This is a genomic window from Terriglobales bacterium (assembly GCA_035454605.1).
Lineage (GTDB): Bacteria > Acidobacteriota > Terriglobia > Terriglobales > Acidobacteriaceae > DATMAB01.
In genome coordinates this window covers 1-24,544 of sequence record DATIGQ010000004.1, presented here as the reverse complement: position 1 = coordinate 24,544, position 24,544 = coordinate 1, and the positions used below count along the sequence as shown (strand labels likewise).

Below are 24,544 nucleotides of genomic sequence, written 5' to 3'. Positions count from 1 at the left end.
CCTGACCTCCCGGCTATGGGGCTGGCCTTCATCGGCGGAGTCGTACTCAATGCCGTAGTGCTCTGGGACGCGTTCGAAACCGTCATTCTTCCTCGCCGCGTCTCCCGCCGTTTCCGGTTGACCCGGCTCTTCTATCGGACCTCCTGGCACATCTGGTTTGCACTCGCCGCACTCGCTCCCAGGCGCCGCCGCGAAACGCTGCTGAGTTTCTTCGGCCCGCTCTCCCTGCTGGTCCTGTTCGCGCTCTGGGCCGTCGGGTTGATTCTCGGATTCGGCCTCGTGCAGTGGGCACTCAAGTCGTCGCTGAATCCCGGTTCGGAGACTTTTTCCACCTATCTCTACCTGAGCGGAAGCACCTTCTTCACCCTGGGATTCGGCGATGTCGTACCGCTCGACGCCACCGGCCGCACGTTGGCGGTGCTCGAATCCGGCACCGGCTTCGGTTTTCTCGCCTTGGTGCTCGGGTACCTGCCGGTGCTCTACGGAGCGTTCTCCCGCCGGGAGGTCAATATCTCCCTGCTCGATGCTCGCGCTGGCTCTCCTCCCACCGCCGCCGAATTGCTCCGCCGTCACCGTGAAGACCATGAAGAGGAGGAACTGCGCCGGCTCCTGCACGAGTGGGAGCGCTGGTCTGCCGAGCTGATGGAGAGTCATCTCTCCTACCCCGTGCTGGCCTACTTCCGCTCGCAGCACGACAATCAGAGCTGGCTCGCCGCTTTGACAGCCATCCTCGACGCCAGCGCGCTGGTGATGGTGTGGGAAACCGGGTCGCTGGAGCGGCAGGCACGGCTCACCTTCGCCATGGCCCGGCACGCGGTGGTGGACCTGGCACAGGTCTTCGCTACTGCGCCGCAACAGCTTTCCAGTTCCCGCCTGACGCAGGAAGATTGGGAGCGCTTGCGTCAGCTCCTGGGGTGGACCGAGGAAGCCGCCGGGCGTCGCCGGCCCACCCTTGATGACCTGGCTCGCCTGCACGCCATGTACGAACCCTATGTCACCGCTTTGGCTGGATACCTCCGGTTGTCACTTCCTCCCTGGGCGCCTCCCCCAGCCAAAAAAGACAACTGGCAGACCAGCGCCTGGGAGCGCTCCGCGCCTTCGCCCCGCAGTTGCGCCCCGCCGGACGACGACGAGCACGCCTAACTCCTTCATTCTTAGTCGAGCACTCCGTCCCTGCTGATGTGGCGGGTCCTACGATGGTCAAAGCCCCAGGTCAGGGACCCTCTGCCCCTTGAGAATCCCGCTTGCTATTTCATCCGTTGGTGAATCCATGCCGTTAGCAGATCTGGGAATCCCGGAGCCATGCGCCACCATTCGAAGGGCTGCCCGGGCTCTGGCTCGACGTTGAAGGCGTGGGAGGCTCGTGGAAGAATGAGTATCGTGTAGTCTCGATTCTTTGCCTTGTTCAGCGCCCGATCTATGTTGGTGACGCTTTGTGCGACCGGAACCAGGCGATCCCGCTCTCCATAGATCACTAGCGCCGGAACATTGACCTTCTCCCAATAATCCGCCGCATTGTAGTCCGCGATGCGCCGGTAATACGCCCAGAACCAGCTATCTCGCGACGGTACATGGAGCATGGGATACCACCTCTCATTGCGAGCCTTTTCAGTGGAAGTATCGAACTGCTCCCAGCCTTGGCCGGTTCGCAGGACCTGGACAAACAGCCTGATAAAGACCGCTGCTTCGTCCAGTTCGGCGCCGGAGATGCCCTGGGCGCGCACTTGGTTGGTGATGCTGTTTACCTCCGCCTCATACAAAGGGACGGCGCTACCCGCGCCGCTGATTACGAACGCCACCTCCTTCGAGCGGGACGAAACCAGGGGCGCGATCATTCCTCCCTGACTGTGCCCGTAAAGCCCGATCTCCTGAGGGTTGATTTCCTTCCGTTGCAGGAGGAAGCGGATGCCGGCGATTGCGTCTCCGGCGAGATCGTCAAAGTCGGATTGCTTCCAATTGCCCATCGACTTGCCGACACCTCGCTTATCGTAGATAAGAGACGCAATGCCATAGCCCGCGAAGTGTTCAGCAAGAAAGCGTGATGCGAAGCGGCCCTCAGGGCCGGAGCCATGTAGAAAAACAACCGCCGGATGTGGCTCTTGGGTGAGCGGAAGCAGAAGGGTGCCGGAGAGCGTGACATCTCCGTTTTGGAAGCTGATTTCCTCCTGCTGGAAACTTGCCGCCTTGGCTTCAACGCGCCGTAAAGAGAATGTGCCGGTTGCAGTACCTTCCTGAAACTGTCCAGCCATAGCATCCGACGTCAACGCGCCGTCAAAGACGATGGTCGTAGCGTCACCAACCAACTCAAAGTGAACCTTCGGCGCAGCATAACGCACGTTTCGCAACGGTATCCCCATCGCACGCTGGGTCGGAGAGTTGAAGCTAGCCTTGAGTTCCGAACCTGCGCCCAGGAAGTCAAAGCTGACCGCTAGCTCCGCGCCTTCTCGAACCAGCGCACCCTCCCAATGCCCTTCAATCGGGTCCACGGCGGCCCAGGAGGGTATCACCAGGAGACAAAGCAGAAAGGCGCTCAGGCCGGCACTCTTCGCCTTTTTCATCATCCGCACCTCAGTGCCTCTAGTGTAGAGGACTTCCGCGGCGGTTCCTGGCTGCCGCTCCATTTGCCCGACCGTTTGAGTTTTCCCTCTCCTTCCGGTATGGTTGTCTCCTTCTCCGGAAGGCCTCCCTGATGCCTGTGGATTACGAGCGCAGCCGGCTGCTGTTCAGGCGCCTCAGCCGCCTTGTGGGCCGTGCCAGCAAGAAGCCCCAAGTGGAGACGGTGCACCAGATCCGCACCACTGCCAGACGCCTGGAAGCGCTGCTTGAGGCCCATGCCGATCACGCCGGGTCCGCCCAGCCGAAGCTGGCCAAGCGACTTCGCCGGTTGCGCCGCCGCGCCGGCCGGGTCCGCGACACGGACGTGCAGATGGCTGCGCTGCGCACGGTGAAGATCGGTCGTGACGCCGCTCGCAAGACCCAGCTCATGGACCACTTGGCTGCCGAGCGCGCCCGCCGCGAGCGCAAGCTCATCGGCGCGCTCGACGACGACTCCTTGCGCAAGCTGCGCCGCCAGTTGCGGCGGGCGCAGTACGTAGTGGCGCCGCCAGAGGATCCCGCGGTTGCATCCGATCCGCCGGCCCGCGCGAGCCGCCGCGCTGCGCTGGAGCCGCTCCCTATGGCCTTGCGCGCCTTTGCCCGCCTGGTGCGCGAGACCGGCCCGCTCACCGAGGCCAATCTGCACGAGTTTCGCACCCGCGGCAAACGCGTCCGTTATCTGGCAGAGATGGCCGGCGACGACCCCCAGGCCAAGCGCATGGTGAAGGAACTCAAGCGCATGCAGGACGCCATCGGCGAGTGGCATGACTGGCTCGTTCTCACGCAGAAGGCCGAGGAGTTGTTCGCCGACGGCGGCGAATCACCCCTGCTCTCCGCCCTGCGCAATCTCACGCGCGCCCGCTTCATGCGCGCCCTGCGCTCCGCCTCCGATATCAAGCGCAACCTGCTGGAAATGCATAAAGCGCTGGGTGGACGCGGCGGCCCGGGCGAGCCCATCTCTCCTGAGCAACCCAAGCCCAGCCGCAGCGAGCAGCCACCAGCCTCGATTCTTTCCTCTGAAGCCAGCGCGTAGCGAGGCCGTTTTGTGATCGGGGATTCTTGAATTGCCAAGTCATCAAATTCCCCAATCTCGTGCTCCTAAATGGGATGCTGTCCACATCGCGCCGCGCTACGCTATGGAGAACTGATCGACGACCCATCGCCATGTCCCGTCGTCTTGTCGGCGGGCAATCTCTGCGGTTACGCTGCCATCCGGTAGGCGAGTTGATGTGAGTGCCAAATCTCCACTCATAACGGCCGGGCGTTGATCTCCGAAATCAAATTTCCGACCCATCGCCACGAGCCCGGCGTAATACGCTCGAATTGCCTCCCTGCCTGTAATCAACCGACCGTCACCGTAGTCAACAACTGCATGAGCCTCGTAGAGGTCCGCCATCCCGTCGACGTCTCCCGCTCTCTCTCGGGAAACCAACAGCCGCTCCAAATCCTGCGGGTCCCGCGCTGGCTCACGACTTGCTTCATTGCCCATGGCTCCACCCCCAACGGCATTCTAATCAAACTGAGACAATACGATGGTAACCTGCTGACACAAAACAACTTATATTACTCCTGGGCGCTCTTGTTCCGCTCCCTGCGCTCAGGCATACTAGAGACGTTCCCCCCGCCTTTTGTATGACCCGGGCATCTCTGGAAAGTTCAGCGTTTTACCTCAACCGCGAGTCCTCCTGGCTGGCGTTCAACCGGCGTGTGCTGGAGGAAGCCGAAGACGCTCGCAACCCGCTGCTCGAGCGGCTGAAGTTCCTGGCCATCACCGCCAGCAACCTGGACGAGTTCGTCGAAGTGCGCCTGGCCTCCCTGCTGCAGCGCATTGAAGACGGCCATGGTGAAGCGGGCCCCGATGGCACGCCGCCGTTCGAAGAACGGGACCTGCTTGCCCGCCAGACCCACGAATTTGTAGATGCCCAGTATCGTTGCTGGAATCACCAGTTGCGATCCGCGCTGGCGGAGCAGGGCATCCGCGTCCTCGGACTCGACCAGCTCGATAGCGATCAGCTGGCCTTCGTCACCGAGTACTGCGAGCGCGAACTCGACCCCCTGCTCACGCCTATCACTGTGGATCCGGCGCATCCGTTCCCGCGCGTCATCAACAAGGCGCTCTGTCTGGCGTTCCTGCTCAAGCGTCGCCGCCGCGCCGCCGCAGCCTACATGGGCGTAGTCACCGTGCCGCGCGTGCTGCCGCGCCTGGTGCGGCTGCCCTCCAGCGGTTCCTCGGACGACTACATTTTCCTGGCCGATCTGGTCGCTTTTCACGCCGCTGACATGTACCGCGGCTACGATATTGTCTCCGCCGCCGCCTTCCGCGTTACCCGCAACTCCAACCTCTACCTGCAGGAAGAAGAAGCGCGCAGCCTGCTCGATACCGTGCGCACCGAGCTGCACAACCGGCGCAAGGGGGATGCCGTACGCCTGGAGATCGAATCCGAGGCCGACCCGCAGATCGTCGAGCGCCTGCGCACTACTTTCGACCTGGAGAACTGGCAGGTCTATCCCGTCGACGGCCCCCTGAACCTCTCCCGGCTGATGGCCATCTATGACGAGATTCAGCGGCCGGAGCTGAAATTCCGTCCCTTCACGCCACGCGAGCTCCGGTTGACCGCCAAGTCCCGCGACCTGTTTGAGGAACTGCGCCGCCACGACGTCCTGCTGCACCACCCTTTCGATTCCTACGACGCCGTGGTTCGTTTCATCCAGGCAGCGGCCGAAGATCCGCGCGTCCTCTCCATCAAGCAGACTCTCTACCGCATCAGCGAGGATTCACCCGTCGTGCAGGCGCTGATGGAAGCCGCGCAGGAAAAGGAAGTCACCGTAGTCGTGGAGCTCAAGGCGCGCTTCGACGAAGCCTCCAACATCCGCTGGGCGCGCAGCCTCGAGGATGCCGGGGTGCAAGTCTTTCACGGCTTGGTGGGCCTGAAGACCCATTGCAAGCTGGCCCTGCTGGTCCGTCGCGATCCGGATGGCGAGACCCGCCGCTACGCCCATCTCGGCACCGGCAACTACAACCAGGTGACCGCGCGCTTCTATACCGATATGAGCCTGTTCACGGCGCAGGAAGAGGTCACCACGGCGGTGCACGGAGTGTTCAACTTCCTGACGGCCTATGCCGAGCGTTCCGAGTACGAGCCGCTGCACGTCGCTCCGCTCGACCTGGCCGAAAAGTCCCTGGGGCTGATAGCCCGCGAAGCCGAGCACGCCCGCGCCGGCCGTCCCGCGCGCATCATCGCCAAGATGAACGCGCTGCTCGACAAGAACATCATCCAGGCTCTCTACCGCGCCTCGCAGGCCGGAGTGGAGATCGATCTGATCGTGCGCGGCATGTGTGCCCTGCGTCCCGGCGTGCGGGGAGTCAGCGACCATATCCGCGTCCGCTCCGTCGTGGGCCGCTTCCTTGAGCACAGCCGGATCTTCTATTTCGCCAATGGCGGCGAGGAGGAGGTTTATCTCAGTAGCGCCGACTGGATGCCCCGCAACCTGTACGAGCGCGTCGAGGTCACTTTCCCGCTGCACGATGCCCTGCTCCGCCAGCGCGTCAAGCAGGAAATCCTGGAAGCCTACCTGGCGGACACGCTCAAGTCCCGCTTGCTGCGTCCCGACGGCAGCTACGTACGTCCGCCCCAACCCGTTCGCGGCGGCTTGAGCGCGCAAGAGTTCCTCATCGGCGTGGCCGAAGGCCGCATGGAACTGGAGAAACTTCCGCGCCCCGCACGCCGGCGCAGCCGCGTCCGCAAAAGCTGACAGTGCTGACGGTGCCCCATGTCTTCGCCCGTGCCTTCGGCGCAGAGGTGGGGTCGCCGCGCGTCTGGCTTATCGCTTGTCGCACGGTCATCGTTTACCATCTGTTCATCTTGCTGTAACCTTCTCCTGCTTAAATAGGCCTCAGAATGATCGTCTACTTCGTGCGTCACGCCAGCGCTGGCCAGCGCAAGAACGATCCCGTCAAGGATGAGAAGCGCGCTCTGGACGACTCGGGCGTCGAGCAGTGCAGCTTGGTGGGCCGCTCTTTGGCCGCCATGGACGCGCACGTGGACGCCGTGGTTTCCAGCCCGCTGAAGCGGGCCTCGCAGACGGCCTCCCTGGTGGCCAATGAACTGGGACACGAAGGCCGGCTCATCCTCGACGACGCCCTCCGCCCCGAGGCCACCTTCGCCCAGTTCCGCGAGCTGCTGGGCCGCCACGAACGCGCCGAGGCCATCATGGTCGTCGGCCACAACCCGAATCTGAGCGAGTTCCTGGGACGCCTCCTGGGCGGCGCTTCCGCCGAATCTGCCTTCGATTTGAAGAAGGGTGCGGTCGCCAAGGTCGAAGCGGACCGTCGCGGCGCCCTGCTCCACTGGGTGCTCACACCCAAGCTGGCGCGCGCGGTTCAGGAAAGCCTGGCTTCGGCTTCCCGCCCCAAGAAGAAGACGAAATAGGTGGATTTGGCCTCAGTCTGCGCCCCGGTGTTTGGGTGCCCGGGTGACAGCAAGCCTACAAAAGCTTCGCTTCCAGTTCCCGCCCGAAGACCTCGCGAAAGTATCCGCGCTCTTTCCCCAGCGCCCATAACTCAAGGTCGGCGCCGGTGCGCCGCCGCGCCTTCAGCCGCAGCGACACGCGCCCATTCTTCACCTGGGCGGCCAGGCTGGTGACCGCGTCGCGGCGTCCCTGATTGAGCGCCGCGGCCAGGCGCATGAGGCAGACCGCCTTGGGCAGACGCACGCGGTCCGCCGGGCCCAGCACTTTCACGATGCGGTCCCCGGACGCCGGCTTCGACTTGCCCAGGTAGCGTGCAATCGCCGCGATGATCCGTCGTTGTCCCGGCGTGAACCCGAAAATCTCTGAGTGCGCGATGATGTAGTAGCTGTGGCGCCAACGCCCGGCGCGGTTCATGAAGTTGCCCACTTCGTGCAGCATGGCAGCCGCCGAAAGCCATTCTTCGTACTCGGGGGGCAGGCGGTGCACCTGTCGCAGAAAACGGAACAACTCCATGGCCAGCTCGCGCACCTTGCGGGCGTGCGGCATGTCCACCTGGTAGTGCTCGCCCGCGCGCAGCAGCGCGTCCCGGCGATCGCTCTCGATCTGCTGGCGCGAGCGGCTGCGCCGGTCGTAGTTGGCCGCCATTTCCGCCAGCACTCCGTCGCGCAGCCCCAGCGGCGAGTAGCGGAACGAGCGCAACTCGCAGCGCTGCATGACTTCGGCGAAGACGGTCGCTCCCGCCACAATGATCTCCGCCCGCCGCGGCCCGATACCCTGCAGATGCATGCGCTCATCCAGGCTCATCTTGGCCAGCTTCTTGGCCAGCTTGGCCGCTGCCGCGCGGGAAACCACCACCCGCCGCTCTTTTCTCCTTCCGCGGCCTTCGCCCTCGCGCTTGCGCGAAGCGATGTAGCCCGCGATCGCCGCCGCCGTCCCCGAGGTCGCGATCACCTGCCGCGGCCGCGAAGCCGCTACCCCTTGTGCGTTGCGCGCCACTTCTTCAGCGATGAACTCTCGCAGGCGCTCCATTTCGTACTTCTTCGGCGGATCGTGTTCCAGGAACTCGCGCGTCAGCCGCACCGCGCCCAGCGGCAGGCTCACCGTCTCGCGGATATGCCCGCGCGCGGAAACCGTCAGCTCGCAACTTCCTCCACCCAGGTCGACGAGCAGAACCGGCGCTTCCGGGAGCCGCAGGCTGGCCAGGATGCCCAGGTGGATCAGGCGCGCCTCATCCAGGCCGGAGATGATGTCCACGCGCCAGCCGGTGGTCGAGTGCACCCAATCGCTGAAGGCCTGGGCGTTGCGCGCGTCGCGCAGGGCGCTGGTGGCCACTACTCGCACCGCATCCGCGCCGTGCTTCTGCACCGCGCGATGGAAACGCTCCAGCACCTTCACCGTCTGCGACATGGCTTGCGGCGCCAGCAGGCCGGCGGCGAACACCGATTCACCCAGCCGCGTGACCTCGCGGTCTTCGTGCAGCGGTTGCAGCCGCCGCCGCGCCAGGCGCGCGATCTTCAGCCGCACTGAGTTCGAGCCGATATCGACCGCCGCAAAAACCGGCATGGCCGACAGTGTGAAGGAAAAAGGAAAAAGGAAGAAGGAAAAAGAAGCGCGGGCGGCATCAGAACCGGAAGTTCCAACCTCGGGTTCCAGACCTGACACCTGGGAGGTGAAGGCTACGACGCGCTGCTTTCCGTGTCCTCGAGGCCCGGCACGATGGTGAAGAATTGTTCCACGTTGGTCATGCGCAGCGTGCTGAGCACGCGGTCGGTCACTCCCGCCAGCACCAACTGGCGCCCGTCCTTTTGGCGTGACACCTGGGCGCCGATCAGCGCGCCCAGTCCAGCCGAATCGATGTACGGGACGCCGCTGAATTCGATGATCAGCAAAACCGACGAATCGGCGCGGACCTCTCTCTGAAAGCCGAAGAGGTTGTTGAGCGTCAGCGGGCCAGTGAGGCGCAGCACACCCCGGCCCAGCCGATCGCGCGAGTATTCCATGCGAATGGAGTCCGAACGCATCCGCGGGATTCTAACGGAGCGCGCCCCTTCCCGTGTTAAAAAAGTGTGAATTCAGGGGTTACACCGCTCTGCGCTTCTGCCAGCTGCTTCTCCCTCCTGTGCCTTGAACCAACGCGGCTTCGGCTATAATGCCCGCCATGCCCGGGCCCACGGTCGTCGAGATCCCGTGCGAGGAAGTGTGGCGCCAGATCTCGAACTATGTCGAAAACGATCTTGACGCCGCCCTGCGTCTCCGCATGGAAGCCCACTTCAAGGCCTGCAAGCGCTGCAGCGCCGTGCTCGATGGCGCCCGCAACCTGGTGCAGTTGGTCGGCGACGGTAAGTCCTTTGACTTGCCCGCCGGGTTCTCCGACCGTCTCCGCGGCCGCCTGCAGGAGCATGCGGCTTCCGCCTCGTCCGAGGTTGTCCCCGCGCCGCAAGATATCCCCATCGGTATTACTGGCGACCGCGTTCCACTCGGCTCTCACCTCATCTATTTCTGGGAAAACGACCAGGACTTCGACCGTGGCGTGCGCTTCTTTCAACCCGGCCTCGGCCGCGGCGAGCACTGCATCGCCTTCGGCCATGACGAGGCGCTGGAAAAAGTGCTCAAGGCGCTGAGGGCTCAGGGTTACGATCCCGACCAGCTCATCCAGAACCGCGAACTCACCGTCCTGCGCCGCCAGGCCGCGGCTGAGATGACGCTCTCCGATATAGGCGACGTCCTGCATGCGGCTATGCACGCCGGCTCCAAGGCCGTCCGCTTCCTCGGCAACCTCGGCCTGGGACGCGATCCGCTGCCCGCGGGTGAAAACGACGTCCTCGAGCTGGAGAACCGCGTGGACGCCCTCATCACCGGTTTCCCCTGCGTCGTGGTCTGCATGTACGACGTGCGTACTCTGCCCGGCCGCATGATCCTCAAGGGCGGTTTGGAGCAGCACCGCCTGGCCGTCTGCGCCGAAGGCGTGCACGAAAACCCCTACTACGCTCCCCAGCCGTACTCCGCCGGCTCGCGCCACATCCACTAGGCCGATCGGCCAACCGAGCTCACAGCGCTCGACCCACGTCTTGGATTCTCGCCGCTGGGAATCTTGTCGTTCCAAATCATCGATGACTGTTCACATTCGGGAAAATAGTTCCACTTCGGAACAAAAACGTTGTACAAAGGGGGTCCACGGCTCGATTCGCAGAGGATCGGCCTCATGCTGGACCGCAATCAGCTCAAGGCGCAAGGAGTCCGCTATGCGCGCTCCCTCCAGGTCTTGTTCAAGACCATTGCTGTGTTCTCTGCCGACCATCCCGGAACGGCTCAGCCCTTCCAGCAAAGCTTCGACCTGCTGAACGCGTTGCTCAAGCAGACTGGCCAGTTCACCATCGGCTTTGTGGAACAGCGCGTCATGCTCAACAACATCCTCACCACCGAGAAGACCCTCAGCGGGCTGGAGAATGAATTTCTCAAGCGCGGCATCGGCGCGGTCACTTTCCAGGCCGGCATGACCTTGGCTGCCTACAAACGTGGAGTCGGCCTGCTCGCGCGCTCTCCCAAGCTGATTGAAGAAGCCGGCGGATTGGCCGCCTACCTGGAAAACCAGCCGCTGGAGTTCATGCGCGTGTTTCCCGCCAGCAAGAGCCAGACGCGCACGGAGAGCGGTGACACCATCTTGGACATGGATTCCGAGTCCTATCTTTTGGCTAAGACCCTTTCGGAAAGCCGCTCCACGGCCACCTCGGCGATCGAGAGCTTCGAGGCTCTCCTGCGTTCCTCTGCTGCCCCTTCGGCTGCGGGCGGTGGCGGAGACGCGGCAGCCGGGAGTGGCGGAGGCGGCGGGGCGCCGGCAAGCCCGGGGAGCGGTTCCGGCGCGGGTCCGGCCTGGACGGGTATCGGTGGCGCGCCGCCCGGCGGCGCCGGGCCAGCCGGTTCCGGCCCGGGGGGGCCAGGCGGCTCCGGCGGGGACGGTCCCGCCGGCGGTGGTGGAGGCGTCGCTACCACGCCGGCTCCCGGCCGCTCCGGCGGTCCGCGTGGAATTCAGGAAATGGTGGAGGGTTACTTCCAGGGTCAGCTGCTCGATCCTTCCGGTGCCCCGGAGCGTTCTTATGTGGAGTTGGCGCGCGTCCTCAAGGACATGAAGCCCGACATGGCCCTGGCCGGTTTCCCTCCCCAGCGCCGCGAAGAGCTGCGCAGCCTCCCTCCCGATCAAATGGCAGCGGAGATCATCGAAGATTCCGCCGTGAAGTGGGCCACCGAGCGTCTGCGCGAGGCGCCCACGGGTCAGGACGCCGTGATCGTGGAGGAAGAGGTCATCCGTGTCCTGCTGCGCAGCCTGCAGGCTACCAAGATGGCCGACCGCCTGGCCCGCAAGCTGGCGCAGTTCTGTCAGGACGTGGCCATGCCGCAGGGCAGGGTCGAGCGCATTCAGGAAGAGCTGCGCTGGGTCACCGTGCCCGAAAAGCAGAAGGCGGCGGAACTCCTCAAGCTCACCCGCTTTGACCGGGGAGCCTTTCGCCACCTGCTCGACCTCATTCAAGATCTCGTGAAGCAGCAGAACTTCGACACTGCCACCCAGCTCGGTCTCCACTACCTCAAGCTCTTCGAGCGCCAGCCGGAACTGGAAGAACTGGCGCGATTTCCCGAGTTGTTCAAGGTGCTGACCAACGTGCGCTCCACCTTCTGGCCGGAGGCCACCACCCGGTTGTGCGCGGCGCTCGACCGGCCCAACTGGCCCGAATTCCAACATCGCCAGGTCATCAACGCCCTCGTCACGCTGTGCAAGAACCTGGCCGTGTATGAGGACTTCGATCTCATCCAGAAGATAGGCGCAGCTCTGGAGAACCAGGCCACGGCCAGGCCCGAACCCCACGCGCGCTGCTGCGGCGCGACCTTGGAAAAACTGCTGACACCCAGCGCCGTGCAGCGCTTGATCGAGATTTACCAGGGAAAGCGCGACGACCCGGCGGTGGCCCGCATGGTGAGCACGTTGTTGTGCTGGAGCGGCGGACCGGCCATCACCCGCGTCTTCCAGCAGCTCGCGGAAGAACCCGTGGCGTCGAACCGGCTTGCCCTGCTTCGCTTGATTCCCCGCCTGGGTGAGGCGGCCCTGGAGCCGGCACGCCAGCAAGTGAAGGACCAGCGTTGGTTCGTGGTCCGCAATGCTTGCAAGCTCCTTTCCGAGTTGAAGGATCCCGACCTGCCGCGCCAGCTCGCTCCGGCACTGCGACACCGCGATGAACGGGTGCAGAAAGCGGCTCTCGCTGCCTTGCGACACAGCCATCTGCCAGAGCGCACCACCGTACTTGCCGAGGCTCTTCCCAATCTCCGTCCTCAGGGACGCGAGGAAGTGCTGCGGGAGCTCACCTTCCTCAGGGATCCCTCCGTTCTGCCAGCCCTCGAGCGGTTCCTGTTAGGCGAGGCTCGCGAAGACTCCACCGGTTTCGTCGAAGCCGTGCAGGCGGTGGTGGCCATCGGTACAGAACAGGCGGAAGCACTGCTCGGCCGGCTTTTGTCGGACGCTACTCTGCACCTGGGTTCTCGCCGAGCCGCGCTCAGCGCGCTGGGTCGCAGGTCGACAGGGAATAGCCGCCGATTGCTTGGCGAATTTGTGGCTCAAGCTGCAGGCGACCCTCTCCTGGACGAGGCCCGGAAGCTGCTTGCGAGTCCCGCGAACTGAAGCCGAGAGGTCTCGGCGGTTGCGAGAGCGCCCATGTTTCCCCTGCGCCTGCTCGACGCATCGTGGGGGGACTACATCCTGGCAGCGAGCCAACAAGGTGGCCGGTCACTATCGTTGGTTCGCGCGGAGCTTGCCGGCCTCGGCCCCGGCTGCCCTGCTACCTTCCGCCAGGGCTTTGTCCGCATAGGTCATCACCGTCAACAACTGCCGGGTGGCGCTGGCCAGGGTCTCGCTTCCCGCGATGCCCTGCTGCGGCCCGCCCATCCCCTGTTGGAACTTGGGATACGCCTCGCGAGCCGCTTTGAGTGCGGTACTGAGATTCTCTGCCTGTCCGGTGCGCTGATACACGTTCAGACCGTCGATCAGCAGAGCTCGTGCTGCGACCGCACTCTGCACCAGGGCAACAAAATCGTCGCTGCAGCCCAGGAAGGCGTTCACCTCCCCCGTGGTCAGCAGGGTGGGACCCACGGCCACCGCTCCGGCCGGCACGCCTTTCTTTTGCGTCAAAGAGAGCAGTTGTTCTTTGATCCATTCCACGCAGCGGGCCACGCTCATGGATGAAACCGTCGGCGGCTGGGTCGACGTTGGCTCTGTCCGGAGAGCGCGGGCGCTGGCCTGAATTGCGGGCCGGGCAACCGGGACTGCCGCGGCCACGGGAGCGCTGGACTGGCTTGGCGCGGGAGGGGGTGCGGCAGCAACCTTGGGAACCGGAGCGGGCGGAGACGGTGCCGCCACCGCGGGTGCCGCCTGCATTTTGGGACCATTCCCCACCGCAGCCGGCGCAGCGGCGACTCTGGCCGCCGCAGGGTCTGCCGTTGGCGCAGCCGCCAGATGCGCGAGTTGCGCCGATAGCTGCGCCACCATGCCGCGCAGCTCGGCCAGTTGTCCCGTGATCTCCTCCATGCTGCGTCGCAGATCAGCGTCCGCCGTTCGCTCTGCTTCGCCGGGGAAGTTGGACATGGCGCTGGCGGCCAGCGTTTTTTCAATGACGGAGCGCAGCCCCAGCAAGCGCTCGAACGAGCGATCCTCCGCGTAATCGGAGATCAGCGGCTTTTTCCAGTTCTGGCATATCCGCAGCAGATTGGCGATCGGTTCTTGCGCCGCCAGTTGCACGGACGTGCAGTCCAGCCACTCGATTCCGCGGCCTTCCAATTCGCGCAGCCCGTTCCGAATGGCTTCCAGTTCGGCGTTCAACAGGCGGAAGAAGGTGCGCCGCAGGACGTAGTTGAAGCGCGTGAAAGCCAGGAGCGCGCTCGGGTCAAAATACTTGTCTCCCGAGGAGTCCTTGACTTGCCGTCCGCGCTCGATCGCCCGATGCCCTTTCAAGTCGCGCAGAGACTTCCACCTCTGCATGGCCTGCGTCATCTCTTCCAGCGGCCGGAGCCAGTCCGGCGTTTGGGTGGGGCATTCCCCGAGGATCGGCTCCAGCACCTCGGCCACTTCTTCCATATCCACTTCGCGATCGTGAAAGCTGGGTGGCGCGCAAATCGCAAAATACTGCACCAGGAGGAAATCGATCTTGTCGCGGTCGGGGTCCGCCCTGCCTTCCTTGCCCAAATGCCGGTCAATGAGCGCCTGCACGGCGTTTTCCGAGGTGGCCATGCCGCTGCTCTGCAGGAATTGCCGCAGATGGTGCACCTCGATGCTGCGGTCCATCTCCGTCATCCACTCCCCTACTCGCTGGATGGCTTCCGGCTCCGCGCGCTCGTCGATCCCTTCCAGCTCCTTGTAGGGAGGGCTGCCCAGTTGGCAGTGTTCGGCCAGTCCGGCATAGATGGGATAGAGGCGCCGGGCTGCTCGCCATTGCGCCGTAAGGCTGCGTGCGTGGGTTCCCCTGGGCCTCATACCTCAAGTCCTCGGCGGGGATACATGGTTCAGCGCCGAACCTGCAGCCTCCAGTTCGACACCGCTTTCTTGCTGGCAGATGCTAAGTGGGGCCCTGGATGACTGCAGCCGCGCCAGCTGCGCGGCGGATCACGCGTGAGCGTGAGGATGAATGAACCTGAGCAGAAGCTATCCCCGCTTGGGTTGAATGTCAAGCGTGGGCTGGCCCAGAGGCCGCCGGAATCTCCGAAGGCAGCATCCTAGACCATGAGTACAATGGCGTTCAGGAGGACCTACTAGAAACTCAAAACGGGAAACCCATCAGCTGCTGATGCAGTTCACTCCACAAATCCGCAAGCGCATCCAGATCGCCCTGTTGCTGGCTATGGTCGTGGCCGGCGTGCGCCTGTTGCGCGTGCTCCAGCAGCGGTACGAGTCCACGGAAGCCTTGGAAAAGGCAGCTCAGAAGGCCGCCCCGGCGCCGCTGCCCGCCGACTACTACGTAGTGCCCAAGAAGCTGCATGCCTATGACCTGAAATCGGCCGAGCAACTTACCAAGCAGCCGGTGTGGGTACGCGAAGGCTACCGCTTCACGTTTTATCCCTGGGACGAGGCGCGAAAGCGTTCGGATTTCGACCATGCGGCCGGAACGCTGGGCCCCATCGAGCGGCTGGAGATCCGGCAGGTGGTGCTCGATCGTTCGCCCGGCTCGCCCGACCAGCACCAGGTGATGGCGGTGTTCGAGAAGGAAGGGAAGAGCTATGCCTTTCCCTTTGGCGCCGAGCGCAAGGGCGAATTCCAGATCTACGCCGACGAGATGCTCTACATTCAGGACCCGCGGGAGCTCTACCGTCATTGGCCCGCCGACACCTGGGCGGCCGTCGAGCGCCACCAAGTCCTGCCCGGCATGAACGAGTTCCAGGTGACCTTCGCCGTAGGCATGGGCAAGCCCGAAAGGGAGACGGAGCCAGGCGTCAAGCGGGTGACCTATCCGCGAGACGGGAAGCCGCTTTTTGTGGTGTATCGAGACGGGAAGGTGGAGAGCGTGACTGAAAAATGAAAAACGCTAGTGCCTAGAAGCTAGAAGCTAGGAGCTAGAGGCTGCCAGGGAAACACCAAAGGGAACGCATCATCCACGATCGTCAATCGACCACCGACAAGCAGCACTCCTCCGGGCCCGCCGCCTCGGCCGGTGGGTGGAAACTCTTTCTGGCCAGCTTTCTGGCGCTGTACTTCGAACTGCTGGTCATCCGCTATCTTTCCACCGACATTCGCATCTTCGCCTATGCCAAGAACCTGCCGCTGATTGCCAGCTTCCTGGGCATCGGGCTGGGAATGATCCTGGGGGCGCCGCCGCGCCGGTTGCTGCGCCTGTTCCCGCTGGTGGTGGTGACTCTGCTCGGCCTGATCCGTTTTGCCCAGGTTCTGGGACTGACGCGGGTCGGGCTTTGGACGGGCGACTATGTGATCTGGGGCGACAACATTTGGGAAGGTCTTTCGCCCTGGCTTCTGGCCGGACGATACCTGGTCATGGTGCTGGGCATCCTGGCTGTGGTCGTGGCGTTGTTCGTGGTGCTGGGTGGTCTGGTGGGCGAGCAGTTGCGTAACGCCCGTCCGCTGGCCGGTTATGGCAACAACCTGGCGGGCAGCCTGGCGGGAATCGCGGCGTTCACTCTGCTCTCCGTGTGGAGCCTGCCTCCGGTGGTTTGGGCTGCGGTGGGATGCCTGCTGCTGGTTCCCTTCCTGCGCCCTCGATCTCTGCTGTGGCTGACGGCGGGCCTGGCGCTGGTTTTCTTCCTGCCGGTCCCCGAGCCGCGAACCTACTGGTCCCCGTACTACCGCATCAGCCTGCAACCGCTGCCCACACCGCAGGGATGGAACGGGCCCTCCGGATATTCGCTGACCGTGAATCACGATTTTCACCAGCGCATCCTGGATCTCTCGCCGGAATTCATGACCCGTTTTCCGGACGCCGAGCCGCATCGCCGGGGTCTCTTCACCTATGACTTTCCCTACCGGCTGGCGCCCAATCCCGGGGAAGTGCTGGTGGTGGGCGCGGGCACCGGAAACGACGTGGCCGCGGCCCTGCGCCACGGCGCCACCCACGTCGACGCGGTGGAGATCGATCCGCAGATTCTGGCGCTCGGCCGCCGCCATCATCCCGAACATCCCTACGAAGATCCCCGCGTCACCACCTACGTGGATGACGCTCGCGCTTTCTTCAAAAAGGCGCCGCGGCGCTACGACACCATCGTCTTCGGCTACCTGGACTCGCATACTTTGTTCAGCGGCTTTTCCTCATTGCGGCTGGACAACTACGTCTACACCGTGGAGAGCCTGGAGGAAGCGCGACACCTGTTGCGTGAAGGCGGCAGCCTCTTTCTGTCTTTTGCGGGAGGCCGGTCCTTCGTGAGCGGGCGGCTGTACCAGGCGTTGACGCTCGCCTTCGGAGCGGCGCCGGCGGCGTACGACACCGGCTACGACCAGGGAGTGATCTTCGTGCAGGGAGCGGCTCGTCAGGTCCACCCGCCAGCGGGCGTGGAGGATGTGGGAGCAGGGCTGGCGCAGGAACCAGCCAGTCTGGTTCCTCGCGACCGCTGGCCCTTCCTCTACCTGTTGCGCCCTCGCATCCCCGGGTCGATCCTGGTGGTGTTGGTGCCTTTCCTCTGCGCCAGCTATCTCTTGCTGCGGAACACGGTCTCCCTGCCGCTGCGCGTTCATCGCCAATACCTGCATTTGCTGTTGCTGGGAGCCGGGTTTCTGCTGCTGGAAACCAAAGCCATCACCGAAGTCTCACTGCTCTTTGGATCCACCTGGGTGGTGAACGCCGTGGTCATCGCCGCCTTCCTGGGCATGGCCCTGCTGGCCAACGCGGTGGTGATGTTCCGCCCCGTCCCACGGATGCCGGCCTATGTGGTCTTGTTCCTGCTTCTGGGAGCAGGACTGGTGGTTCCCTACGGATGGCTCAGCGGAGCCGCCCTCCCCTGGAAGGTGGTGGGCAGCGGTGTGTTGGCCGGACTCCCGGTATTCTGTTCAGGTTTGATCTTTTCACGCAGTTTTCGCGACGTGACCGAGCCCCAGACCGGGCTAGGCGTCAACCTGTTCGGCGCCGTCGTCGGTGGGACCCTGGAGAATCTGGTGATGGTCGGCGGTACGCCGGTGCTGGGAATCCTGGCCGTGGCGCTCTACGCGCTCTCAGCCGCGGCGCTGCTGGCAGAAAAGTGAACCGTGCAGGAATGAAGACGACCGGAGACCTGGGATCGAACCGGCCCCTGGCCACTGGGTACTCTAGTTCACGTCCTTCCGGACTCTTTTCATCTTGGCCCAATGCCGTTATGCTACGCGCACCTTGGTAACGAAGGACTCCAAGTCGAAGAAAGCGGAAAAGCCGGGTGTCCGCATCGCGGTGGTGGAGACCGACCCGCTGCGCCTGGTGGGTTTTCACGCCCTTTTCGATTCGGAATCGGACCTGGAGATCGTGGGCGCGGCCTCGCTGGCAGAGATTACCGCGCGGCCGGACATCGATCTGGTGCTGTTGGGCAGCCGTGGCGGGCAGAACCTGTTCGACGTGATGGCGGGCGTGAAGGCGGCGCGGCCCGACCTGCGCATCATCGTGACCGGATCGGGTGCCGACGACGAAACCATCCTGAAGGCGGTGATGGCGGGCGCCAAAGGCTACGTGGACGAGGCCGCCAGCCCGCAGGAGTTCGTTACCGCCATCCGCATCGTTTGCCAGGGGTCGGTGTGGGCGCCGCGCCGCGTGCTTTCGATGTTCATCGAGCGTGTCACCTCCGCGCCCGGCCGCATCTTCCCGGCGGGACGGGTCACCTTCACCGACCGCGAAAAGGAAGTCCTGGAGCACCTGGTGGCCGGCCGGTCGAATAAAGAGATCGGGGCCGCCATGGGCATCGAAGAACGCACCGTCAAGGCCCACGTCGCCAAACTGATGCGCAAGGTGGGCGTGAAAAACCGCATTGAGCTTTCGGTGCACGCCATCACCCACTCACTGGTTCCAGCTCAGCAGTCATAGCGCCGGGTAACCTGGGTAACCCACCTCGGTCTACGTGGGTCGCTGGCCTTCGGTAATCTTGGCGGGTATCGGGCGTTGCCGCATACTCCCCGCACCTACCACAGAACCTGGGAGACAGGGGCTGGGATCGGCGATGAGGGTCACCGATCCCGGCCCCTAAACTTTTCCGCCGCAAATCAATTCCAGCCATGGCCAGCCGTGTCCCTATCCTATTGATAGGCATACGCTTAACAAAACTTTGCCTGTATCACGCTGATTCTTAAGGGAAACCGCCGGCCGCCAAGACCTGCAAACGCCCTGCGCACGGGGCGAAAAGGCCGCTCGCAACAGAAATTCTACCCATGTCATTTGTAATCAACAGACTAGCGAGGCACCCCGAAGTCGCTCAAGGGCCATCCCAGTACAGGTATCCCAGGAGGTCATTATCAATGACTTTTTCCCGACGCACTTATTTGATTCTGGCGATTCCTCTGGTGGCTGCACTGATCTGGGCGGGCACATCTCTGGCGGCCGCGCCCGACGCGCTGACGGTTCCTGCCGGCACGGCGCTGCATGTGCGGCTGGATCACAGCCTGGCCACCAACCAGGTGAGGTCCGGCGACATGTTCACGGCCACTGTTTCACAGCCAGTGGTGGTAGACGGCAATGCCGTGATTCCAGAGGGCGCACGCGCCCGCGGCCTGGTGACTTACGTCAAGCAGTCGGGCCGCCTGAAAGGCGTGGCCCAGATGCAGTTGGCGCTGGATGCGGTGCAGGTGGGCGACCAATGGTATGACGTCCGCACCAGCGGCATCTCGCGTGTGGGCGGCAACCACAAGAAGCGCAACATTCTGCTGATTGGCGGTGGTGGTGGCGGCGGAGCCCTCATTGGCGCACTGGCAGCCGGCGGCAAGGGGGCGCTCATCGGCGGACCCATCGGCGCCGGAGCCGGAATCGCGGTGGCGGCGCTAACCGGCAAGAAGGACTTTCGCCTGCCCGCCGAGACGCCGTTGCAGTTCCGGTTGATGGAACCCGTTTCCATGCCGCCGGTGAAGAGCTGAGACGCTCGTCATCCACGGCGCAGATTCATTCCTGATGTGCCATCTGCTTTGGCGGGCTTTCCCAGGCCCGCCAAAGCAGGCAGCTTTCATACCGATGGATTCGAAGATAGAAAGGAGCGCACTCATGTTACGAAAAACCCTGGTCACCCTGGTGACCTGCACTTGCCTGATTGTTCCTGCTTATTCGCAAGTCCAAACGCAACCGACGACGCCACGTTCCAGCAGTGATACGGTTCCGGTGTATCGCATCACCGTAGTGGGACGAACGACCAAAGCCATCAACTACCGCCATCGTGGCGGATCCACAACCATCGACTTTCGCGGCACGCCCCTGCTTCCGGAGGCGCGCGGCGAAGCCAAGGTGGAGAGCAAACAGGGCTATATCGAGATCGAAGTGGAGTTCGACGATCTGCAGCCGGCCACGCGGTTCGGCCCGGAGTACTTGACCTACGTGATGTGGGCCATCACGCCCGAAGGACGCGCCACCAACCTGGGTGAAGTGCTGCTCAACGGCACCAAGAGCAAGCTGAACGTGACCAGCGAGCTGCAGGCGTTCGGCCTGGTGGTGACCGCGGAGCCGCATTTTGCGGTGACGCAGCCCAGCGACGTGGTGATCCTGGAGAACGTGGTGCGGCGCGGAACCGAAGGCAAGATCGAGGAAATCGACGCGCGCTACGAGCTGCTGCAGCGCGGGCAGTACACCGTAAACGTCAGCCCGGACGAACTGCGTCCCATGGAGCTGGACAAGAAAACGCCGCTGGAGCTGTACGAAGCACGCAACGCTCTGCGCGTAGCGCGCTGGGCGGGAGCGCAACACTATGCCGGCGAGACCTACCGGAAGGCGGAACAGCTCTTGCGCCAGGCCGAGGACTACCGGCAGCGGAAAGCCAACAAGCGCTCCATCATCATGACCGCGCGTGAGGCGGCACAGACCGCCGAGGACGCGCGTCTGGTCGCGGTCCGCAAGCAGCAGGAGTTGCAGCAGGCGGCGCTGGTGGACCGCGAGGCTGCAGCCAAGGCCCAGGCCGAAGCCGAAACCCAGCGACGCGCCCAGGCGCAACTGGAAGCGGAGGCTGCGGAGCGTGCCCGGCAGCAAGCCGAGCGGGAAAAGCGGGAAGCAGAAGTCGCCGCGAACCTTGCTCAACGGGAACGGAACGAAGCCGAACAGGAGAAAGTCGAGCTGCGAGCCGCAATCATCGACCAGCTCAACCGCATCCTGGATACGCGGGAGACGGTGCGCGGATTGGTGGTCAACATGCCCGACCTGTTGTTCAACTCCGGACAGCACACGCTGAAGCCACAAGCGCGAGAAAAACTGGCCAGGGTGGCGGGCATCATCCTGGCGCATCCCGGCCTTCGTCTGGAGGTGGAAGGACACGCCGATAGCGTGGGAGCCGAGGAGTTCAACCAGCAGCTCTCGGAAAGACGGGCGGCTGCGGTGCGCGATTTCCTGGTGCAGCAGGGCGTTCCGTCCTCGGCAATCGGGAGTTTGGGCTTCGGCGAATCGCAGCCCATCGCTTCCAACGAGACCGCAATGGGGCGCCAGCTCAACCGGCGCGTCGAACTGGTAGTGAGCGGCGACGTGATCGGCATCCCTATCGAGGCGGCAGCGATGCGGCCGCGGTAACGCCCGACGGATTGAAATTGTTGGGACCGGACAACATCTATTGGAACCGTCCGGTCCCTTATTTTTCGTTTTCGAGGTCGAGGGGTAGCTAGCTCGGGGCAGCTAGCGGCTCTGTCGCCTAAATCCTATCGCCAATCTAATCAGTAGCTTACCTGGGCATCTCCGTTTGCAATCCGAGGCATCCGACATAGGGTAGCTGGCAATGCAGGTCTTTATGAAGGAGGTCTTTATATGAAGCTTCCAAGCATGAGACTCACGAAACGAAGCTTGCTGCTAGTCGGCATTCCTTTATTGATCATTACTCTGGCTGGGGCGGCAGTGGTGACCAGCGGCGTCCTGGCAGATCAAACGCTTGCAGTGGAAGCGGGAACACCGATCCATGTGCGGCTGGATCATTCGCTGAGTTCGCGCTCGGCGACGCCGGGAGATGCGTTCCACGCTACGGTTTCCCAGCCGGTCACCGTGGATGGCAAGGTTGTGATTCCGGCGGGCGCGCTGGCGCACGGAACCGTGGTGCACGCGCGGCCGTCCGGACGCCTGAGCGGCAGGGCGCAGTTGCAGTTGCGGCTGGAGGCGATTGAGGTGAACGGCGAGTCCTACGCGGTGGAGACCAACACGCTGGGACGCTCCGGCGGCAGCCATAAGAAGCGCAACATCGCCCTGATCGGCGGCGGCGCCGGTGTGGGCGCGCTGATTGGCGGCCTTGCCGGCGGCGGCAAAGGCGTGCTCATCGGCGGACCTGTCGGCGCAGGTGCGGGGCTGGCGGGCGCGGCGCTTACTGGCAAGAAAGATTTTGTCCTGCCCGCCGAAACCGGGCTGACCTTCCGGCTGCAAGAGCCGGTTTCGCTGCCGGTAGCAGAAGAATGAAGTTGGGTGACGCCGCTCGCAGAGCCCGAGCGGCGTGTCCCTTCTGCGCCCCTTTCCTGGGGCGCAGAGTTTGTGACGCGATACCGGAGGTGCGCCCGGTGGATGGGCGCGCCTCCGGCTACGCGCGCGATTCCTTCGCGGCCTAGTTACTCATTTGTTTCCCCGCCGGACGGTTAAGCAACCCAATCTGCCGCAAGCGCATTACTATCGCCCAAGGTGAACTCATGAAGAGACTCGCAGGACTGTTGCTGGCGGTGTTGCTCTCCGTGCCCGCCTGGGCGGGCGATCGGGAGAACGAGGTCGGGCGGCTGAACGATGCCGCTTCCATCCTGAGGGAGATATGGGAAGCGCCAGATGGCGGCGTTCCGGAGCGCGTAATGACTTCCGCCAAGTGTGTGGCGGTCGTGCCCTCCATGCTGAAGGCGGGCTTTGGCTGGGGCGGATCCTATGGCAAGGGTGTGGCCACCTGCCGCACCGAAACCGGTGCGTGGAGCGCGCCGGCGTTCTTCCAGGTGAAGGGTGGAAGCTTCGGGCTGCAGATCGGCGGCGAGGCCGTGGATCTGGTGATGATCATCATGGACGACCGCGGAATGCAGGCGCTGCTGTCGAGCAAGTTCAAGCTGGGTGCGGACGCCAGCGTTGCCGCGGGGCCGGTGGGCCGTCACGCCGAGGGCATGACCGACTGGAAACTGCGCGCGCAGGTGCTCACGTATTCGAGGGCGCGGGGCGTGTTTGCCGGCGTGAGCCTGAACGGCGCCGCGATCCATCAGGACAAGGACGCCACTCGTGATTTCTACGGGCGCATGGTGCGCTTCAAGACCATCCTGACGGGTGTGCTGCCCCCGCCGGAAGGCTCGGCGCCGTTCCTGAACGCCGTTGCCAGGTATTCCACGCCCGAGGAAAAAGCGAACGAGAAGACGGCTGCGGGCGGACAGTAGGAAACGCGACCAGACCGACTCTCAGTGCTTGTGCTCCTGGCCGTCCTTATGCACGTGCGTTTCCCCTGCTTCTTCCTTGGCGTGCTCGTGTTCCTCGGCTTCCTCTTTGTAGATTGCCGGGGCGCCCAGACTGCCTTTGGGTGGCAGGTGGCGGATGTAGAGGACCATCTTCCACATCTCGTCGTCAGTGAGGATGCCCTTCCACGCCGGCATGCCCGAAGGCGCAATGCCGTTCTCGATGATCCACTTGAGCTGCCCGTCGGTGTATTCCTGGACGTCCTTATGGGTCAGGTCGGGAACGGGCGGATCCATCTTTTCGGCAAAGGGAACGCCGGTCTTCTGGCCGTCGAGTCCGTGGCAGATCTGGCAGTGATGTTGGAAGTGGGTGCCGCCTTCGGCCGCGGCTTCCTTGGTGTCGGGAACGGGGTTCTTCCAGTCCTTGCCACCGATGGTGACCTGCTTCACCTCTTTCGCGACCTTGGACTCCAGGCTGCCCGGCGTGGAAACCTGGCAGCCGACAAGTATCGTGACGGGGAAGAGTGCGGCGATAGCGAGGGAATGTTTCATGAGCGCGCTCCGGGACTTTACCTAATCTAACAGAGTCGATTTCCCGGCGCAGGTTACACTGGAAGCCATTTTTCGCTCCCAGGGAATGCGTCACCGACTCGAGTTTGCGCCGGTGTGGCTGGTGGTGCACGGCATGGGCGCGCTGCCGCGGCCGCTGGCGCGCGCGGTGGGCATCGCTATCGCCCGGCTGGTGTACATGCTGCACGGCCGCTTGCGGCGCGTGGGCCTGCGCAACCTGGAGCTGGCGCTTCCCGAGAAGACGGCGGCGGAGCGCCGCCGCATCCTGCGCCGGTTGTTCGTCCATCTGGGCCGCCAACTGGCGGAGTTCTGCCTGCTGCCGCGCTACACCAAGGACAACGTCGGGCGTGTCGCCATCTACGATGGTTTCGAAAACTACGAAGAGGCGCGGCGGCGCGGCAAGGGTGTCATATTCCTGACGGCGCACCTGGGCGGATGGGAGCTGGGCTCGTTCGTGCATTCGCTGCATGGCCATCCGCTGCACATCGTGGTGCGGCCGCTGGACAATCCCTACGTCGGCCGGTTGGTGGACGCCTACCGCACGCGCCACGGCAATACCACCTTCGGCAAGCAGGACTTCGCCCGTGGGCTGCTTTCCGCGCTTCATGCCGGCGAGACGGTGGGCATCCTGATGGACCAGAACATCACTCCCCCGCAGGGGGTATTCGTGGACTTTTTCGGCATTCCGGCGTGCACGGCCAGCGGGCCGGCGCGAGTGGCTCTGCGCACCGGCTGCGCGGTCGTCCCGGCGTTCACCATTTGGGATGAGGAACTGGGCAAGTACCGCATTCGCTTCGACGCGCCGCTCAAGCTGGTCCGCACCGGCGACGACGACGCCGACGCCGTCGCCAACACGGCGCTGTTCAACCAGGCGATCGAGCAGTGTGCTCGGCGGTATCCGGA

General features: G+C 63.9%; 19 protein-coding genes. 14 read left to right on the top strand and 5 right to left on the bottom strand.

The window, feature by feature from the left end; all coding sequences use genetic code 11:
• The first annotated feature begins 15 nt into the window (after window positions 1-15).
• Entirely contained in the window at window positions 16-1,143 is a 1,128-nt protein-coding gene (locus tag VLE48_00450) for a potassium channel family protein (GenBank protein ID HSA91455.1), read from the top strand.
• A 104-nt stretch (window positions 1,144-1,247) separates the two neighbouring features.
• Here the strand turns inward: VLE48_00450 and VLE48_00445 are convergent, their stop codons facing one another.
• Window positions 1,248-2,561, bottom strand: coding sequence for an alpha/beta fold hydrolase (locus tag VLE48_00445; GenBank protein ID HSA91454.1), 1,314 nt, complete (start codon window positions 2,559-2,561; stop codon window positions 1,248-1,250).
• Window positions 2,562-2,689: 128 nt separating this feature from the next.
• Between VLE48_00445 and VLE48_00440 the strand changes: the two genes are divergently transcribed.
• The 3 genes from VLE48_00440 (at window position 2,690) to sixA (ending at window position 7,025) form a co-directional block, all read left to right on the top strand.
• Window positions 2,690-3,628 carry a CHAD domain-containing protein gene (locus VLE48_00440; GenBank protein ID HSA91453.1) on the top strand — a complete coding sequence of 313 codons (939 nt, stop codon included), beginning with the start codon at window positions 2,690-2,692 and terminating at the stop codon, window positions 3,626-3,628.
• A 599-nt stretch (window positions 3,629-4,227) separates the two neighbouring features.
• Window positions 4,228-6,348 (top strand): polyphosphate kinase 1, encoded by a 2,121-nt coding sequence (ppk1, locus tag VLE48_00435; GenBank protein ID HSA91452.1) that lies wholly within the window; start codon window positions 4,228-4,230, stop codon window positions 6,346-6,348.
• A gap of 146 nt (window positions 6,349-6,494) precedes the next feature.
• Window positions 6,495-7,025: a phosphohistidine phosphatase SixA gene (sixA, locus tag VLE48_00430; GenBank protein HSA91451.1), complete on the top strand. Its 531-nt coding sequence runs from the start codon at window positions 6,495-6,497 to the stop codon at window positions 7,023-7,025.
• A 55-nt stretch (window positions 7,026-7,080) separates the two neighbouring features.
• Here the strand turns inward: sixA and VLE48_00425 are convergent, their stop codons facing one another.
• Both VLE48_00425 and VLE48_00420 read right to left on the bottom strand, forming a co-directional pair.
• Entirely contained in the window at window positions 7,081-8,628 is a 1,548-nt protein-coding gene (locus VLE48_00425) for a Ppx/GppA phosphatase family protein (GenBank protein HSA91450.1), read from the bottom strand.
• A 113-nt stretch (window positions 8,629-8,741) separates the two neighbouring features.
• Window positions 8,742-9,086: an STAS domain-containing protein gene (locus tag VLE48_00420; protein ID HSA91449.1), complete on the bottom strand. Its 345-nt coding sequence runs from the start codon at window positions 9,084-9,086 to the stop codon at window positions 8,742-8,744.
• Window positions 9,087-9,223: 137 nt separating this feature from the next.
• On the opposite strand from VLE48_00420, the gene VLE48_00415 reads away from it, so the two are divergent.
• The gene (locus VLE48_00415) at window positions 9,224-10,093 is read left to right on the top strand and encodes an MEDS domain-containing protein (protein ID HSA91448.1); all 870 of its coding nucleotides are present in this window, start codon (window positions 9,224-9,226) and stop codon (window positions 10,091-10,093) included.
• 174 nt (window positions 10,094-10,267) lie between these two features.
• Window positions 10,268-12,730 (top strand): HEAT repeat domain-containing protein, encoded by a 2,463-nt coding sequence (locus VLE48_00410; GenBank protein HSA91447.1) that lies wholly within the window; start codon window positions 10,268-10,270, stop codon window positions 12,728-12,730.
• A 108-nt stretch (window positions 12,731-12,838) separates the two neighbouring features.
• Here VLE48_00410 and VLE48_00405 read toward each other — a convergent pair whose 3' ends face one another.
• Window positions 12,839-14,575, bottom strand: coding sequence for a hypothetical protein (locus VLE48_00405; GenBank protein HSA91446.1), 1,737 nt, complete (start codon window positions 14,573-14,575; stop codon window positions 12,839-12,841).
• Window positions 14,576-14,885: 310 nt separating this feature from the next.
• On the opposite strand from VLE48_00405, the gene VLE48_00400 reads away from it, so the two are divergent.
• The 7 genes from VLE48_00400 to VLE48_00370 all read left to right on the top strand — a co-directional run bounded on the left by VLE48_00400 (window position 14,886) and on the right by VLE48_00370 (window position 23,056).
• On the top strand, window positions 14,886-15,614 hold the full coding sequence (locus VLE48_00400) for a hypothetical protein (GenBank protein ID HSA91445.1): 729 nt from the start codon (window positions 14,886-14,888) through the stop codon (window positions 15,612-15,614).
• Window positions 15,615-15,889: 275 nt separating this feature from the next.
• Entirely contained in the window at window positions 15,890-17,779 is a 1,890-nt protein-coding gene (locus tag VLE48_00395) for a hypothetical protein (GenBank protein HSA91444.1), read from the top strand.
• A gap of 124 nt (window positions 17,780-17,903) precedes the next feature.
• Entirely contained in the window at window positions 17,904-18,584 is a 681-nt protein-coding gene (locus VLE48_00390) for a response regulator transcription factor (protein HSA91443.1), read from the top strand.
• A 428-nt stretch (window positions 18,585-19,012) separates the two neighbouring features.
• Window positions 19,013-19,624, top strand: coding sequence for a hypothetical protein (locus tag VLE48_00385; GenBank protein HSA91442.1), 612 nt, complete (start codon window positions 19,013-19,015; stop codon window positions 19,622-19,624).
• A 124-nt stretch (window positions 19,625-19,748) separates the two neighbouring features.
• Window positions 19,749-21,251 carry an OmpA family protein gene (locus VLE48_00380; protein ID HSA91441.1) on the top strand — a complete coding sequence of 501 codons (1,503 nt, stop codon included), beginning with the start codon at window positions 19,749-19,751 and terminating at the stop codon, window positions 21,249-21,251.
• A 246-nt stretch (window positions 21,252-21,497) separates the two neighbouring features.
• Complete coding sequence (locus VLE48_00375) at window positions 21,498-22,118, top strand: hypothetical protein (protein ID HSA91440.1); 621 nt, start codon at window positions 21,498-21,500, stop codon at window positions 22,116-22,118.
• 224 nt (window positions 22,119-22,342) lie between these two features.
• A complete protein-coding gene (locus VLE48_00370) occupies window positions 22,343-23,056 on the top strand; it encodes a lipid-binding SYLF domain-containing protein (protein ID HSA91439.1) in 714 nt (237 codons plus the stop codon).
• Between the two features lie 21 nt (window positions 23,057-23,077).
• On the opposite strand, the gene VLE48_00365 is transcribed toward VLE48_00370, so the two are convergent.
• Complete coding sequence (locus VLE48_00365; GenBank protein HSA91438.1) at window positions 23,078-23,623, bottom strand: cytochrome c; 546 nt, start codon at window positions 23,621-23,623, stop codon at window positions 23,078-23,080.
• An 85-nt stretch (window positions 23,624-23,708) separates the two neighbouring features.
• Between VLE48_00365 and VLE48_00360 the strand changes: the two genes are divergently transcribed.
• A partial coding sequence (locus tag VLE48_00360; GenBank protein ID HSA91437.1) for a lysophospholipid acyltransferase family protein occupies window positions 23,709-24,544 on the top strand: 836 nt, incomplete at its 3' end.

What these genes read in the sequence shown, in the direction of transcription:
- VLE48_00415 (HSA91448.1), top strand. Translation starts at nt 9,224, where the DNA reads ATGCCCGGGCCCACGGTCGTCGAGATCCCGTGCGAGGAAGTGTGGCGC.
- VLE48_00385 (HSA91442.1), top strand. Translation starts at nt 19,013, where the DNA reads ATGACTTTTTCCCGACGCACTTATTTGATTCTGGCGATTCCTCTGGTG.
- VLE48_00375 (HSA91440.1), top strand. Translation starts at nt 21,498, where the DNA reads ATGAGACTCACGAAACGAAGCTTGCTGCTAGTCGGCATTCCTTTATTG.
- VLE48_00420 (HSA91449.1), bottom strand. Translation starts at nt 9,086, where the DNA reads ATGCGTTCGGACTCCATTCGCATGGAATACTCGCGCGATCGGCTGGGC.
- VLE48_00450 (HSA91455.1), top strand. Translation starts at nt 16, where the DNA reads ATGGGGCTGGCCTTCATCGGCGGAGTCGTACTCAATGCCGTAGTGCTC.
- VLE48_00410 (HSA91447.1), top strand. Translation starts at nt 10,268, where the DNA reads ATGCTGGACCGCAATCAGCTCAAGGCGCAAGGAGTCCGCTATGCGCGC.
- VLE48_00425 (HSA91450.1), bottom strand. Translation starts at nt 8,628, where the DNA reads ATGCCGGTTTTTGCGGCGGTCGATATCGGCTCGAACTCAGTGCGGCTG.
- VLE48_00440 (HSA91453.1), top strand. Translation starts at nt 2,690, where the DNA reads ATGCCTGTGGATTACGAGCGCAGCCGGCTGCTGTTCAGGCGCCTCAGC.
- VLE48_00400 (HSA91445.1), top strand. Translation starts at nt 14,886, where the DNA reads ATGCAGTTCACTCCACAAATCCGCAAGCGCATCCAGATCGCCCTGTTG.
- VLE48_00445 (HSA91454.1), bottom strand. Translation starts at nt 2,561, where the DNA reads ATGATGAAAAAGGCGAAGAGTGCCGGCCTGAGCGCCTTTCTGCTTTGT.
- VLE48_00395 (HSA91444.1), top strand. Translation starts at nt 15,890, where the DNA reads ATGATCCTGGGGGCGCCGCCGCGCCGGTTGCTGCGCCTGTTCCCGCTG.
- VLE48_00370 (HSA91439.1), top strand. Translation starts at nt 22,343, where the DNA reads ATGAAGAGACTCGCAGGACTGTTGCTGGCGGTGTTGCTCTCCGTGCCC.
- VLE48_00380 (HSA91441.1), top strand. Translation starts at nt 19,749, where the DNA reads ATGTTACGAAAAACCCTGGTCACCCTGGTGACCTGCACTTGCCTGATT.
- VLE48_00405 (HSA91446.1), bottom strand. Translation starts at nt 14,575, where the DNA reads ATGAGGCCCAGGGGAACCCACGCACGCAGCCTTACGGCGCAATGGCGA.
- VLE48_00365 (HSA91438.1), bottom strand. Translation starts at nt 23,623, where the DNA reads ATGAAACATTCCCTCGCTATCGCCGCACTCTTCCCCGTCACGATACTT.
- sixA (HSA91451.1), top strand. Translation starts at nt 6,495, where the DNA reads ATGATCGTCTACTTCGTGCGTCACGCCAGCGCTGGCCAGCGCAAGAAC.
- ppk1 (HSA91452.1), top strand. Translation starts at nt 4,228, where the DNA reads ATGACCCGGGCATCTCTGGAAAGTTCAGCGTTTTACCTCAACCGCGAG.